We start from the raw sequence: 14,766 nt of genomic DNA, 5'->3' as shown, positions 1-14,766 counted from the left end.
TTCCTCGCCCTTTTCGGTGGCGGGTACGTCCCTGCTCGCCGTCGAGGAGCTCGGTGTCACAGCCGAAGGCAGCGCCGGCCGATGAGCGCGAAGGAGGTCACCGCGCGGACGTGGGTAACAGCCTCGCCAGCACGTCGTTGAGAGTGACCAGTCCGAGTTCGCGATCACCGTCTCCGGTCACGATCGCGACGTGACTCCTGGCGTCGCGCATCAGGCTCAGTGCGACGTGAACGGGGGTGTGGGCATCCACCACGAGGGCGGGACGCACGAGGTCGGCGGCGGTGGCGTCGGTCGTCAGGGTGTCGCGCACGTGCACCACCCCCACTGCGCAACCGTTCTCGCGCACGATGAGTCGCGAGTGACCGGTGCGGTGGGCGAGCGTCTGAACCTGCGCCCGGTCGGCCTGCGCCGGGACCGTCGCCGGATCGGTGCCGACGTCGACGATGTCACCCACCTCCAGGGAGTACAGCTCCAGTGCCCGGCTGAATCGGTCGCGGTGGTACTCGTCCAGGGTTCCCTTCGTCGCCGAATGCTCGACGAGGTGGCGCAGCGCCTCCGCGTTCTGTGCGGACGCCACCTGGTCGACGGGTTCGACCCCGGCCCTGCGCAGGCACCAGTTGGCCACGTGATTGAGGCCCGCAATGAGCGGTCGGGTCAGGAACATGAAGCCGCGCATGGGAATTGCCAGCACGATCGCCGATCGTTCGGGGTGGGCGATGGCCCACGACTTCGGCGCCATCTCACCGATCACCAGATGCAGGAAGGTGACGGCGAACAGTGCGCCGACGAACCCCAGGACGTCGGCCAGCCACGGCAGTGCTCCCCACCCGCCGAACAGCGGCGTCAGCCACGCGTCCACCGCTGGCTTGGTCACCGCGCCCAGCAGGAGGGTGCACACGGTGATGCCGAGTTGTGAGCCGGCGAGCAGGACCGACAGTTCCGAGGCGCTGCGGAGCGCGGCGCGGGCCGATCGGCTGCGGGGTGCGGCGTCCTCCAGTCGGTGTCTGCGCGCGGCGATGAGCGCGAACTCCACGGCGACGAAGAAGGCGCTAGCGGCGATCAGTGCGATCGTCACGGCAGTGACGACGAGCGGCTCAGTCATCGGATCCCGTCCTCGTCGTCACGAACACCGATGAGGGAACGTGCCTTTCGACGGCACGCACCTCGGCGCAGACCACCTCGCCAGCATCGTCCGGCACGCTGATCCCGACGATGTCCCCCACGGCGGGCAGCCCGCCGAACACGGCTATCACCAAACCGGCCAGCGTCTCGGAGTCACCGTCGACGAGACGGTGGTCGATGGACCTGACGACCTCGTCGAGGGGTGTCTGGCCATCGATGAGCCAGCCGTCCGGCTCGCGGACGATGTGGTGGGAGAGGGCGTCGTGTTCGTCGGCGATCTCACCGACGAGCTCCTCGGCCATGTCCTCCACGGTGATGATGCCCGCGAACCCCCCGTATTCGTCGATCACCAGGGCCATCTCGTCATCCGCGGCCGCGAGCCGCGCCTGCACCTCGGGTAGGGGCAGCGTCGTTGGCACGATGACCGCCGGCCTGGCGTGCGTCGCGACGTCGTCGTCGACGTCACCGGTCAGTAGGTCGTGGAGGTGAACGATGCCAAGGAGGTCGTCGGACGACGCGCCAACCACGGGATAGCGGGTGTGGCCCGTAGCCATCGTCGTCAACAGCGAACCGACGGGCTCGTGCCCGGCAACGACGTCGGTGAGGGCGCGGGGAACCATGGCGTGTTCCGCGGTGCGCGTGGGGAAGTCGAGGATGCGGTCCAGCAGCGTGGACAACTCGGCGGGCAACTCGCCCGACCGGCGCGATTCGGCCACGATGTGGGCGAGATCGCGTGGAGTGGCCGAATGTTCGACGTCATGGACCGGTTCGATCCGCAGTAATCGCAACAACGCGTTGGACGACGCATCGAAGAGCCTGATGAGCCAACCGAAGACGGTCAGATACGCGGTGGTCGAGCGGGCGAGCCAACGGGCGACCGGTTCGGGACGTGCGATGGCGAGATTCTTGGGGAACAGTTCGCCGAAGACCATCTGCACCACCGTCGAGAAGACGACGGCCAGAATGGCTCCGATGGCGAACCCGACCCCTGCGGACAGGCGGTCGGTCCCGATGATCGTGGCGACGCTCTCGCCGATGAGCGGTTCGGCCACGTAGCCGACGAGCAGGCCGGTGACCGTGATGCCGAGTTGCGCGCCCGACAGCATGAACGACGTCCGCCGGGTCACCGCGAGTGCACGTTCGGAGGCGGTGTCACCGGATCCAGCGCGCGCCGCCAGCCGCGACCGGTCCACGGCCATGTACGCGAACTCCTGGGCCACGAAGTATCCCGTGAGCGCCGTGATGGCCAGCACGATTAGGACGCCCGCGCCGAGCGTGAGCAGCGCCGTCACGCCAGGGGAGTGCGCGCACAGTGCCCGGTGGACGTGCGCCCGGGTCTTCGCGGTGTGCTCTCGGTGGGGCTCATGGCTCTCCTTCTGCGGATGCGGCTCTGACGATCGGGGACGTCATGGAGACGTTCGAGCCGGGCACCAAAGTTCCTTGGTGGCTGAGAGTCTCCTCAGCCAACGTCGTTTCTGGCCAGCTCGAAGGACTCGATGTGGTCGGCCCGGATCCGCACCACCGCGGCGCCGGTGATGTCGTGGAACACCCCGATCACCTCGAGGTCGCGCGTGCGACGGGCGGCGCGGACCAGCGGGTGCCGGTCGAGCGTCTCGACCTGGACGGCCACGTTCACCATGCTCAGCGCGTCGACGGGACCGAAGCCCGCCTCGGCGGCGGCGCGGGCGACCGGGTGGGTGCCGCCGGCGAAGGCCGCGAGTACCGGTTGGCCGTGCGCCAGCCACGCCGAGAGGTGTCGTTCGCCCTGGCTGCGGGGTGCCTGGCCACCGAGCAGCGCGTTCATCGCACCGCAGCTGGAGTGTCCGCACACCACGATCGACGTGACGTCGAGCTTCTCCACCGCGTAGGCGATCGCGGCCTCCACCGACGCGTCCTGGTGATCCGCGGGCACCAGGTTCCCGACGTTGCGCACCGTGAACAGGTCCCCTGGCCCGGTGTGGGTGATGGCGCCCGGCGCGATGCGGGAGTCGGTGCACGTGATGAACAGTGTCTCGGGGCGTTGCGCGTGCGCCAAGTCGCGCGCGCGGGACCGGCCCTCGGGGGCGGTCGCGATGCCGCGAATCGGCGGTCCGACGAGCGCGCTGTCCATCTCCACCGATCCGGACTGATGGATCTCGACGGTGCCGCCGCCCGCGCAGTGCTGACGACGCCAGTCGTCGATGGCCTGGTGTGCGGCGTGGTCGATGAAGTCGACCGACAGCTCCACGCTCACAGCAGTCGCGGGCGGGACCGACGCCAGCGCCGCGGTCAGCCGCGGCAGTGCCAGGAAGCTGCACGAGCCCTCGATGACGACGCGCCACGAGCCGTCACCGGCGGCCTCGGCCGCGATCCTGGTGCGCACCACCCGCCACACCGTCAACGCGATGGACAACGCCAGCCCGATCAGGACGCCCTCGAGCAGGTTTAGGAACAGCACGCCGAGCACGGTGACCAGGTACACGGCGATGTCACCCGTCCGCCGGGCGGTCTCGATGTGCACCCGCTTGACCAACTGGAACCCGATCACGATGAGCAGGCCCGCGAGCGCGGCCATCGGGATCTGTTCGGCCAGTCCGGCGAAGGGCAGGGCGAACACCAGCACCCAGATGCCGTGCATGATCGCCGAGGCACGGGTCTTGGCGCCGGCGCTCACGTTGGTCGAACTGCGGACGATGACACCGGTCACGGGCAGCCCGCCCAGCGTGCCAGAGGCGATGTTCGCGGTGCCCTGGCCGATGAGTTCACGGTCGAAGTTGGTGCGCGGACCGTTCTGCATCCGGTCGACGGAAACCGCCGACAACAGACTCTCGACGCTTGCGATCAGCGCGACGGTGAGGACGCCGGTGGCGAAGGCACCCCAGTTGCCGTCCGGAAGGCTCGGCAGCGCGATGGCGTCCAGCAGCGAGCCGTCCAGCCTGACGCGTTCGACGTCGAGCGCGAAGGCGGTGGCGGCCGCGGTCGACGCGACGATGGCGACCAGCGGGGCGGGCAGCCGTCCGAGGCGCCCGGGCACCCGCCGCCACCCCACCAGGATGGCGATGACGAGGACCCCAAGGACGACCCCAGCGCCGTGCGCGCCGACCACCTGTTCCGGCAGTTCGACCACGTTGCGCCAGGCCGAACTCCGTGATTCGCCGCCCAGCAATACGTGGACCTGTTGCAACGCGATCGTGAGTCCGATGCCGGCGAGCATGGCGTGCACCACGACCGGTGAGATGGCGAGCGCGGCGCGAGCCACCCGGCTCAACCCGAACAGCACCTGCAGGACACCTGCCGCCACGGTGATGGCGCAGGTGACCTTCCAGCCGAATTCGGCGACCAAGCCGGCCACGATCACCGTCAGCCCCGCGGCCGGACCGCTGACCTGTAGTGGCGAACCGCCCAGCGCGCCCGCGACGACACCGCCCACCACCGCGGCGATCAGACCGGCCAGCGCCGGGGCGCCGGAGGCGATCGCGATACCCAGCGACAGCGGCAGGGCCACCAGGAACACCACCAGCGACGCCGGCAGATCATGGCGCAGGACGGGCTCCAGTCGTTGGGGGAGTGATCTCCCCGAGCGTTGCAGAATGACGAGCTCCCGTCGTAGGTACTTTCAATTGACCTCGGTGAAAGTGGTTCCGCTGCAACCACTTATCCGAATCGTGCGTCAGATGCCAAGGGCGAGCGTAGGTATCACCGGAAGCGGTGGTCAAGGCGATCGTGGCGACCCATAGAAGACACAAATCTGGGGTTTGCGGATGGTGTCGTCGGTCACACGCCGGGCTCGTGGCGGTCGCGGTCAAAGGGTTTGAGAGACAACGAAGGGGGGAATGGGCGCTCGACCAAGATATGAGGAGCACGAGAACTCAGTGACAGCCCAGCGTCTGCCCGGAAGAATCGGTACGTGACGACCACGTCGATGAACATTCCAGCCTCGCATCAGCCCCGATCGGCGATCCTTGGGAAGCTACCGCCCATCCGCCGGGCCGACGGATCCCCGATCAAGGTCCTGCTCGTCGACGACGAACGTGCCCTGACCAACCTGGTCACGATGGCGCTGAAGTACGAGGGCTGGGACGTGGAGGTCGCTCACGACGGCCGCGACGCCATTGCCAAGTTCTCCAGCACCGAGCCCGACGTCGTGGTCCTCGACATCATGTTGCCCGACGTCGACGGCCTGCAAATCCTCAAGCGCGTGCGAGCCGAGTCGGCCACCGCGCCGGTGCTCTTCCTCACGGCGCGGGATTCGGTGACCGATCGGGTGACGGGATTGACCGCGGGTGCCGACGATTACCTGACGAAGCCGTTCAGCCTCGAGGAACTCGTCGCGCGGCTGCGCGGTCTTTTGCGGCGTGGCATCGAGCTCTCACCGCCGGAGGACGACACGCTGCGCGTCGGCGACCTGGTGCTCGACGGCGCGAGCCGTGAGGTGACTCGCGGCGGGGACCGCATCGAACTCACCACCACCGAGTTCGACCTGCTGCGGTACCTCATGCGCAACCCGCGCCGGGCGCTGACCCGCGAGGACATCCTCGAGCACGTGTGGAACTACTCGTTCGGCGGCCGGACCAGCATCGTCGATCTCTACATCTCGTATCTGCGCAAGAAGCTTCACAATGGGCGCGCCCCGATGATCCACACGATCCGAGGGGTCGGCTACCAGCTACGGCCCGCAGAGTGACCCCAGCCGCGCACGCCTCACCGTGGTGGCGCCCGCGGACGCTCAGCAGGCAGGTCACCTATGGCGTGTCCGCTCTGGTCACGGTGGTCGTCTTCGGAATCGGTGCGTTGTCGGTCTACAGCTTGCACACCTACGTGACGACCATGGGCGACGCCGAGGTCTCGCATTCGCTGGCGGCCTTCGAGCACTCGTTCAAGAAGATGCGCACCTACGAGGCGCTGGGCACCGGTGGTTCCGTTGACGGTGACGCGTTGCAGGACTTCACCGGCCAGGCGCCGGGCACCGTCATCGCGGTGGTCCGGGACGGGCACGTGGTGGACTCCGCGGTGTTCTCCGACGACGACACCGAAGCCGCACCTGCCGAGGTCAAGGCGCCGATCGAGTCGGCCGACTGGGATCACGGCGCGACGAGGAGTCTGAAGCTGGGCGACATGGGCCACTACCGGGCGAGGGCCGTCGACGTCGGCGACGGTGAGCACTTGGTCTCGGCGGTGTCGATGGAGAGCGCCAACGAGGTGGTGGCCCGTAAGACCGTTGCCGTCGTACTGCTGACCGTGGCCGCGGCGCTCATCGCCGCGATCGGCACCGTCGTGATCCTCCGCCAAGCCCTGCGACCGCTGCGACGGGTCGCCGCCACAGCCGCGAAGGCGGCGAACATGCCGCTGGCCGACGAAGACCATCGGATCACCACCCGCGTGCGCCGTGCGGACTCCAACCCCGACAACGAAGTTGGCATCGTCGGTGAGACGTTGAACCGGCTGCTGGCCAACGTCGACTCCGCGTTGGCCGCGCGCGCGGCGTCGGACCGGCGGATGCGACGATTCCTCACCGACGCCAGCCACGAGCTGCGCACACCGCTGACGGCGATCCAGGGTTACGCCGAGCTGACTCGCCAGGAAGCGGCCGATCTGCCGCCGACGACCGAATACGCGCTGGCACGAATCGAATCCGAGGCCCGGCGCATGACGGCTCTGGTCGGCGACATGCTGCTGCTGTCCCGGCTCGACGAGGGACAGGGGTTGGACACCCGGCCGCTGGACCTCCGCCGCCTGGTGATCGATGCCGTCAACGACGCCGAGGTCTCCGCCCCCGAGCACCGGTGGGAGACCGATCTGCCGGATGCCCCGGTGCAGCTACTGGGTGATGAGGCCCGCCTTCGTCAGGTGCTGGGAAACCTGTTGTCCAACGCCACCTTTCACACGCCTGCCGGTACGACGGTCAGGACGGCGCTGGTGACCGTCGAGGACGCCGATGGACTCGGGGTGGAACTGACCGTGACCGACGACGGACCCGGCATCGACCGTAAGCTGCTGCCAGAACTGTTCGGCCGCTTCGTGCGGGGGAGTAGCTCTCGCGCCGGCGAGGAGACCAGCACTGGGCTCGGGCTGGCCATCGTGGCATCCATCGTCGCGGCCCACGGAGGAACCGTCGGCGCGCGCTCGGAGGCCGGGCTCACCGAGTTCCGAATCGTGCTACCGGCCGGAACCCGGTGAGCGCCGGCGTTCGTCAGGGGTTGTGGCAGACGACGTCGACGTAGACCGTGGAGAACTGATCCGGGTCGATCTTGCTACCCGACGAGTCGACGTTCGAGTCGCGCAGGCCGTGCACGCCGGTGGCCTTGCACTGTGACAGCGGAGCACTCGACGATGGTCCGTTTATCTGCACGTGGTGGCCATTTGCCTGCAGATCGCCGACGACGTCGTCGGCGCTGCGTCCCGTGCCCACTGCGCCGGCCGTGCCTGCGAAGATCACGGCGCCGACAGACAGTCCTGCCACGGCGGCGCTCATCGTAAGGGTCTTCATCGTGAACTCCTTCGTTCCGGTGGATTCTTGATCTCTCGACACCGACCCTAGCGAGCTCGCGGCGGGCCGTATTGAGCCCGAACGTCGACACTCGGGGCCTTGAGCCTTCTCGATTGGAACGCAAAACAGCTGCAGTACAACATAATTCGCCATCATGCGCTGCCTAGTCGAAGGTTCAGGCGTCGCGGTGACACCTTCCGGGACGGCCACTTCTCTTGTCGAACTCATAGATATCAGGCAGTGCGATCACCAAAATCGTTGCCACACATTTGTGTTTGACATGAGAGGCGTGACATCTGTTGGGACATACGTAGATTGGTTCTTGTATCCAGTAAGTCGAACGAAGACAGGAGCAAGACAATGAAGTTTCGCTACATCGCTGCAGGCCTGATGACCGGTCTGGCCGCCGGGGCCATCGCGGCAGCCCCCGTGGCCGCCGCTGCGAACCCGAGCACCGTGATCGACAACGGTCGGACCACCGTCGTCGACAGGCAGGGCCACAATGCCATCGTCGTCAAGCCGCCGGCCGTCTCGCCGCCGAGCAGCTACGGCCAGTTCTCGTCGCCGGCGCCGTTCATGTTCTTCGACTGAGCGTCACGCCGCTGGTGACTCTGCCAGGGTAGACGCCCCACCCGGGGGTGGCGCGTCTACCCGTGGAGGACCCCCCAATGGGCGATGCCATGGGCCGCGCGGGTCGGTTATCAATCACCCGTGCATCCATGGCGCCTACGGGACTTTCACGACGACGACCTGGACCAGGCCATCTCGATCTGGGACCAGGACAGACTTCCTGGCGAACCGCCGCCGGCCTTCGGAGTGTCCGAGGTGATCACCGCCGCCCGCGGCGGGCAGCCATGCGTCGTCGCCGTGGTCGGTGACCAATTGGTCGGGATGGCGGGGGGAGTGGTCCACGGCGAGCGCGCGTGGATCACGATGATGGTGCTCAGCAGCCGATGGCGGGACCGCGGCATCGGCAGCGCACTGCTCGGCGAACTCGAACAGCGACTGCGAATCGCCGGTGCCCGCCGCATCACTGCGCTACTGGCGCCCAAGGCCACCGGCACCAGGGCGCTGACGAATTCCGGCTACGAGGAACGCACCGGCCTCAGCTACTTCGAGAAGGTCGATCATCTCGGCGCCTCGGATGCGGGCTTGCTCTCTGCGCTTGGCGCGCAGCTCATCCCGCGCGGGCAGTGGCAGGAGATGGCCGGGATGGAGTCGGAGAAGCTCGTCATCGAGCGACGCATCGTGCTTCCGCTCGTCGAGCCCAACGCCGCCGCCGAATACGGTGTCTCACCTCCGAAGGCGGTCATCCTGTTTGGCCCTCCGGGCACCGGCAAGACCAGTTTCGCCAAGGCCGTGGCGGGCCGCTTGGGCTGGCCGTTCGTCGAGCTGTTTCCGTCACGATTGGCCGCCCCCGGTGCCACGATGGCGGCTGCGCTGCGAGATGCCTTCGGCGCGTTGGCCGATCTGGACTCGGTGCTGGTGTTCATCGACGAGGTCGAGGAGATTGCCGGCTCGCGATCTGGGGTCCCGACCGACCCCGCGCATGGGGTGACCAACGAGCTGCTCAAGCTCATTCCGACGTTCCGCCAACACCGAGACCGCCTACTCGTCTGCACCACGAACTCGGTGCGGTCGCTGGATTCGGCGATCCTGCGGCCGGGAAGGTTCGACTACGTCATTCCGGTCGGTCCACCGGATGCGACGGCCCGCGCGGCGATCTGGGGCCGATATCTCGGTGCGACGGGTGGTTTCACCTCATCGGTCGACATCGCCCAATTGGTGGCCGCCAGTGCGATGTTCACCCCGGCCGACATCGAGTTCGCGGCCCGCAAGGGAGCTCAGACCGCGTTCGAGCGGGAGATCGAGTTCCGCCGGGGTGAGCCAGCCCGCACCGAGGACTACCTGGCCGCGATCGCCGACACCAGGCCGACGCTGACCGACGCGATGCTGGCCGAGTTCGAGGAGGACATCGCCCACCGCACCCGGCTCTGAGCGCCGGCGTACCCGAAGCGGCGGCTCCCCGCAACCCCGAAAAGAGGAAGCCTGCCGTCCGGGGGGTGACGGCAGGCTCCCTGGCCCTTCGGTTCTCGCGTGGTGTCAGGCGGTGGCCTGAGCACCCAGCGTGCGCTGGATGTCCGGGATCATCTGCTGCAGCTGCTGACCCCAGTAGCCCCAGCTGTGGGTACCGGTCGGCGGGAAGTTGAACACGCCGTTGGTGCCACCCGCCGCGATGTAGTTGTCGCGGAAGGTCTGGTTGGTCCGCAGCGTGAAGCCCTCCAGGAACTGGGCGGACATCAGGTTGCCGCCCTCGGCGCCACTGTCCAGATCCGACGGCGTACCGGTGCCGCAGTAGATCCAGATGCGAGTGTTGTTGGCCACCAACTGGTTGATGTTGACCATCGGGTCATTGCGCTTCCACGCCGGATCGCTCGACGGACCCCACATGCTCTCGGCGTTGAAGCCGCCGGCGTCATTCATGGCGAGTCCGATCAGCATGGGCCACCAGCCCTCGGACGGGTTGAGGAAGCCCGACAGCGACGAGGCGTAGATCCAGTTCTGCGGGTGGTAGATGGCGTAGGTCAGCGCGCTGCCACCGGCCATCGACAGACCGACGACCGCGTTGCCGGTCTGCGACACACCGTAATTGGCCTCGAGGTAGGCGGGCAGTTCCTGGTTCAGGAACGTCTCCCACTTGTAGGTGTAGTCCTGGCCGTTGCCCTGGGACGGCTGGTACCAGTCGGTGTAGAAGCTGGACTGGCCACCGACGGGCATGACGGTCGACAAGCCGGACTGGTAGGTCCACTCGAAGGCGTTGGTGTTGATGTCCCAGCCGTTGTAGTCGTCCTGGGCGCGCAGGCCGTCGAGCAGGTAGACGGCGTGCGGACCGCCACCCTGGAACTGAACCTTGATGTCGCGGTTCATCGCCGCCGAATGCACCATGAGGTATTCGACCGGCAAGCCCGGCCGGGAGAACGCACCAGCAGTCGCCGACCCCCCGACGAAGCCGATCAACCCGGGCAGGGTTACCGCTGCCAGGAGTCCCACGACCATCCGGCGCAACCACGTACCGCGAATCTTTCTGACCATCTTCATAACGGCAACAGACCGTCCTTTCCTTTACGACTAGAAGCAATCGCCGTTGCTTTTCGTGCGTTAGTGAAACACGCTGCACGGCACCGATCTGCGTGTCAGGGCCGCGCTATCAGATCGCGGTTGGCTAACGATTTCGACTCGGCGTGGAGACCTTGGAGCTGGATCTCCCGTGTGACCTGTGTGAATGAAGTGATTAACGAGGTTGAAAGCGGCGGCGTGTGACGGTGCGTCTCCACAGCTGAATGGGTGCGGCGAGGTAACCCGCACCACGGGTATGAAGCGGGCTGGGAGCCGCTGAGCTGCAGTGATGGGGCGAATCGGGGGCTAGCACCCGGTGTGGCGTCCGGTGCGCGATCGCGACGTCGGCGTGTCGGGGTCCGCCATGACACGCGGTGGTCGGCACTGCGCCGCAACCGTGGCGACGCCGACCGGGCGTCGATTCAGCAAACTCAACCGCCGGCTGCGGCCAGGGCGCGCCTTACCTCGTCGTTGCGCTCTTCGATGGTGCGGCCAATGTCCTGCAGCAGCAGCGGTCTTCGCATCACGAGTTCTTCCATGTGCTCGCGCGGGACCTGCAGCACGGTCACCTCGTCGACCGCGTACGCACCCGAGGTCACCGGCTCGCGTGTCAACGTCGTCGAACCGATGAAGTCGCCGACCTCTACCGTCCGGACGGGCACCATCGCACCGTCGACGCCCTTGGCGATCAGCCGGACTCGGCCGCTGACGATGAACGTCATGCACTCGGGCACCTGACCCGGCGATTGGATCGTCTCCTCGGCGCCGTATCGGGTGACGCGGGCATGGGGCAGCAGCTGCTGCTGGTCGGCCTCGTTCAGCCGGATGGTGGGCGCGATGAGACGCAGGGACGTCGCCAGGCGTTCCGAGGTCGCGAAATCGTCGTCGACGCCGTCCAGATGCAGCCCGGACCGTCGGGCGGCGTACCAGGACCAGCGCAGGAAGGTCGCCCGCGCCGCCCCCGCGTCGGCCGGGCTGCGCAGCGGAATGGAGGTCCGGTATTCACCCGCTCCCGCCACCGAGCAGGTGGCGGCCGCTCCCGGACGCAGCTGCGGCAGGTGATTCGCCACCCGGACCAGTTCGGCGCAGACGTCGTCGGGTGCGTCGTTGGTGCCGAACTCGGTGATCACCGACACCGAGTGCTCACCGGGTGGGCGGCTCAGGTTGGCGAACGACGCCGCGGCCAGCACCGAGTTCGGAATGATGTGCAGGCCATCGCCGGTGTTGATGTGGGTGGCGCGCCAATTGACCTCGACGACGCGGCCCCGCGCCGACGGCGTGTCCACCCAGTCCCCGATCTGAAACGGCTGCTCGAAGAGCAACAGCAGACCGGAGATGATTTGGCCCACCGAGTTCTGCAGCGTCAGGCCCAGCACGATCGAGGTGATGCCCAGCGCGGTGAACAGACCGCCGACGTTCGCGCCCCAGACGTAGGAGAAGATGATCGCCAACCCGATGGCGATGACCAGGAAGCGTGCCACGTCCAGGAAGATCGACGGAATTCGCTTACGCCAAGAGCCTTCCGGCGCGCCCTGGAAGAGGGTGGCGTTCAGGCCGGAGAGCACCAGGATCAGCAGCACGAACCCCAGCACCGTCGAGACGATGCGCACGGGGGTGGCCTCGGCCGACACCTGGGTGGCCTTGACCAACAGCAGCAGCAGCGCGGCCAGCGGCAGGATGTAGTTGCGCACCAGCCCGACCGGGCGGGCCAGCCCGCTACCGCGGCGCACCAGCGTGGCCCGGACCTCGGTCAGCACCACCAGCCCGATCGGCAAGCCGATCGCCACGCCGAGCGCCCAGTAGAACCACGACGAGTCCACCACCCGCGTCACGACTGCGCCTCCACCAGCCGCCAGATGGGCTTGGCCTCACCGTCGAAGGTGACCTCTCCGGCCGGGGTGAACTGACGGGTGTCGCGCATCGCGTCGTACACGTCGGAGGTGACGTACACCCCTGGTTGCGGGGAGCCGCTCTGCACCTGGTAGGCGAGATCGACTGCGGCACCCCACATGTCGTAAGCCAGGCTGGCCCTGCCGACCAGGCCGCTGCTGACGCGACCGGTGTCGATGCCCGCCCGCAATCTCAGGGCATGGTCACCTTCGGTGTTGAAGCGGTCGACTATGCGGTGCATCTCCAAGGCGAAGTCGACGGTGCGGCGCACGTTGTCGATGCGCGGCACGCTGAGCCCGCAGCTGGCCAGGTAGCCGTTGCGCAGCGTCCGTATCCGCTCGATGCCCAAATTCTCTGCGGCGGCGTCGAACTGGCGCACCAGCTTGTTGACGATCGCCAGCGATTCATCGGAGGTCAGACCGTCGGAGAGTTCGTCGAGCCCCACGATGTCGGCGAAGACGACCGTGACGTCCTGGTGGTCCTGGGCGATGGTCTCCTCGCCCTCGCGATATCGCGCGACCACCTGCTCGGGCATCAGCGAGAGCATGATCCGGTCGTTCTCCCGTCGCTGCTCGTTGAGCAGGTCCTCCTTGATCGCCAGATTGCGACTCATGTCGTTGAAGGCGACGGTGAGGTCGCCGAACTCGTCACGGGAGAGCACCGGGATCGTCGATCCGTAGTCCCCGGAGCTGATCTGCTGAGCGCCGCGCTCGAGCCGGCGGATGGGGCGCACGAACAGGCGCGCCAGCAACATCGCGGCGATGCACACCACGAAGATGATCGCCACCGTCGAGAGCACCAGGTGCCGGGTGAAGGTCGATACCGGCGCGAACGCCTCCGAGGTGTCGATCTTCGCGATCACGACCCATCGCAAGCCGGGAATGTCGGCAGGTGCGTAGGCCTGCAGGGTCTCGTGGCCGAGGTAGTCGTCTGCGATCAACGTGCCGCGCTGCCCCTGCTGGGCGAGTTTGGTGGCCTCGGTGGGCACCGGTTGCACCAGCGTGGTGCCGCGCTGGCGGATGGCGTCCTTGGCGACGTCGGGCGGGGTGCCCGCGGCGACGACGTCGCGTTCGTAGGTCTGCTGATCCTCGATGAACAGTCGCGAGTTCGAGCGCATCAGGTCGTCGGGACCGACGATGAACGTCTCACCCGTCGCACCCATGCCGGATTCCTCCCAGCGGCCGTCCATCGTCATCAACGTGTTGATCTTCGAGATCGGGAATTGCAGAGCCAGAACGCCTTCCACTCGCCCCTGTGGTCCGACGGGCGAGACGAACCACGCCGTCGGCTCGCTGGCCGGCTGGTAGTCGCCGAAGTCGGTCAGGCCGACGTAGTCGACGGCGTTGGAGTCCAGCGCCTTCTGGTACGCGCCGGTCAACTCGCTGCCCTTGTACGGACCGGTCAAGACGTTGGAGCCCAGGTCGACGCCCTTGTAGGCGCTGTAGACGACGTTGCCGCGGGTATCGAGCAGAAGCGCATCCTCGAACTTGAAGCGAGTGACGATCTCCCGGAAGAAGTCGTTGTAGCTGGCGTTGGCTGCTGACCACGCGCTGCCGTCCCGCGCGTCATTCAACTCGATGGCGCCATTCCAATCTGCGGACGGCTGACCGTAATTACCGAACGGCACGGTGTAGCGGGTCTGGAGGTAGCGCTCCGCGGGTGTGGTCGGCACCAGCGCCTCGACGTCGATGTCGGCGCCGGTCTGGGCGGCCTCGTCCTTGGCGAACCGCTTGGTGTAATAGTCGACGAGCGACTGCTGCTGGGCCGGGCTGATCGGTGCGTTGGCGAGCTGATCGAATCCTGCGGTGAAGGCCGCGATCGCCTGGGTCGCCGTCGATCCCCGGGAGTACACCACCAGAGAGTTCTTCAGATCCGAGATGCCAGCCTGCAACTCGCGGCTTTGGGACTGCCGGATCTCGGTCAACCTGTCGAACACCGAGGTCCGCAGCGAGCTTCGCCCGGACTGGTACCCGATCGCGCCGACGATCGCCGCCGACAGGATGCTCGTCAACAGCAGCATCACCAGGAGTTTGGACTGGATGGACACTCGGGAGAGCAGCCGACGGCGGCTCCGCTTGGCGGTTTCGGGGTGGGCCGGCTCCACCGTCTGGTCGTCGTGGTTCAGTGTCGTCGTCATCGGATGCCTAGATTAGCCCGCAAACGTCCCCGGC

Annotated in this window: 11 protein-coding genes; 4 read left to right on the top strand and 7 right to left on the bottom strand. The window is 67.2% G+C overall.

The window, feature by feature from the left end:
• Positions 1–97: 97 nt before the first annotated feature.
• The 3 genes from SBI80_RS19970 to SBI80_RS19960 all read right to left on the bottom strand — a co-directional run bounded on the left by SBI80_RS19970 (position 98) and on the right by SBI80_RS19960 (position 4,693).
• Complete coding sequence (locus tag SBI80_RS19970) at positions 98–1,102, bottom strand: hemolysin family protein (protein ID WP_318976531.1); 1,005 nt, start codon at positions 1,100–1,102, stop codon at positions 98–100.
• Entirely contained in the window at positions 1,095–2,414 is a 1,320-nt protein-coding gene (locus tag SBI80_RS19965; RefSeq protein WP_318976530.1) for a hemolysin family protein, read from the bottom strand. The genes SBI80_RS19970 and SBI80_RS19965 overlap by 8 nt, the downstream gene beginning before the upstream one ends.
• A gap of 167 nt (positions 2,415–2,581) precedes the next feature.
• Positions 2,582–4,693, bottom strand: coding sequence for a SulP family inorganic anion transporter (locus SBI80_RS19960; RefSeq protein WP_318976702.1), 2,112 nt, complete (start codon positions 4,691–4,693; stop codon positions 2,582–2,584).
• A 330-nt stretch (positions 4,694–5,023) separates the two neighbouring features.
• Between SBI80_RS19960 and SBI80_RS19955 the strand changes: the two genes are divergently transcribed.
• Together SBI80_RS19955 and SBI80_RS19950 are read left to right on the top strand one after the other, a co-directional pair.
• Positions 5,024–5,785, top strand: coding sequence for a response regulator transcription factor (locus SBI80_RS19955; protein WP_318976701.1), 762 nt, complete (start codon positions 5,024–5,026; stop codon positions 5,783–5,785).
• Complete coding sequence (locus SBI80_RS19950) at positions 5,782–7,278, top strand: sensor histidine kinase (protein ID WP_318976529.1); 1,497 nt, start codon at positions 5,782–5,784, stop codon at positions 7,276–7,278. Before SBI80_RS19955 ends, SBI80_RS19950 begins: the two co-directional genes overlap by 4 nt.
• 13 nt (positions 7,279–7,291) lie before the next feature.
• Here the strand turns inward: SBI80_RS19950 and SBI80_RS19945 are convergent, their stop codons facing one another.
• A complete protein-coding gene (locus SBI80_RS19945) occupies positions 7,292–7,588 on the bottom strand; it encodes a hypothetical protein (RefSeq protein WP_318976528.1) in 297 nt (98 codons plus the stop codon).
• 360 nt (positions 7,589–7,948) lie between these two features.
• Here SBI80_RS19945 and SBI80_RS19940 point away from each other — a divergent pair, with 360 nt between their 5' ends.
• Both SBI80_RS19940 and SBI80_RS19935 read left to right on the top strand, forming a co-directional pair.
• Positions 7,949–8,179: a hypothetical protein gene (locus SBI80_RS19940; RefSeq protein WP_318976527.1), complete on the top strand. Its 231-nt coding sequence runs from the start codon at positions 7,949–7,951 to the stop codon at positions 8,177–8,179.
• 120 nt (positions 8,180–8,299) lie between these two features.
• Entirely contained in the window at positions 8,300–9,586 is a 1,287-nt protein-coding gene (locus tag SBI80_RS19935; protein ID WP_318976526.1) for an ATP-binding protein, read from the top strand.
• A 105-nt stretch (positions 9,587–9,691) separates the two neighbouring features.
• Here the strand turns inward: SBI80_RS19935 and SBI80_RS19930 are convergent, their stop codons facing one another.
• The 3 genes from SBI80_RS19930 to SBI80_RS19920 all read right to left on the bottom strand — a co-directional run bounded on the left by SBI80_RS19930 (position 9,692) and on the right by SBI80_RS19920 (position 14,732).
• Entirely contained in the window at positions 9,692–10,687 is a 996-nt protein-coding gene (locus SBI80_RS19930; protein WP_318976525.1) for an esterase family protein, read from the bottom strand.
• 449 nt (positions 10,688–11,136) lie between these two features.
• Positions 11,137–12,537, bottom strand: coding sequence for a mechanosensitive ion channel domain-containing protein (locus SBI80_RS19925; RefSeq protein ID WP_318976524.1), 1,401 nt, complete (start codon positions 12,535–12,537; stop codon positions 11,137–11,139).
• Entirely contained in the window at positions 12,534–14,732 is a 2,199-nt protein-coding gene (locus SBI80_RS19920; RefSeq protein ID WP_318976523.1) for an adenylate/guanylate cyclase domain-containing protein, read from the bottom strand. The genes SBI80_RS19925 and SBI80_RS19920 overlap by 4 nt, the downstream gene beginning before the upstream one ends.
• Positions 14,733–14,766: the final 34 nt, after the last annotated feature.

It is taken from the genome of Mycolicibacterium sichuanense (assembly GCF_033741125.1).
Classification (GTDB): domain Bacteria; phylum Actinomycetota; class Actinomycetes; order Mycobacteriales; family Mycobacteriaceae; genus Mycobacterium.
The sequence above is the reverse complement of the archived record's forward strand: the minus strand, read 5'-3'. Positions and strand labels throughout refer to the sequence as shown.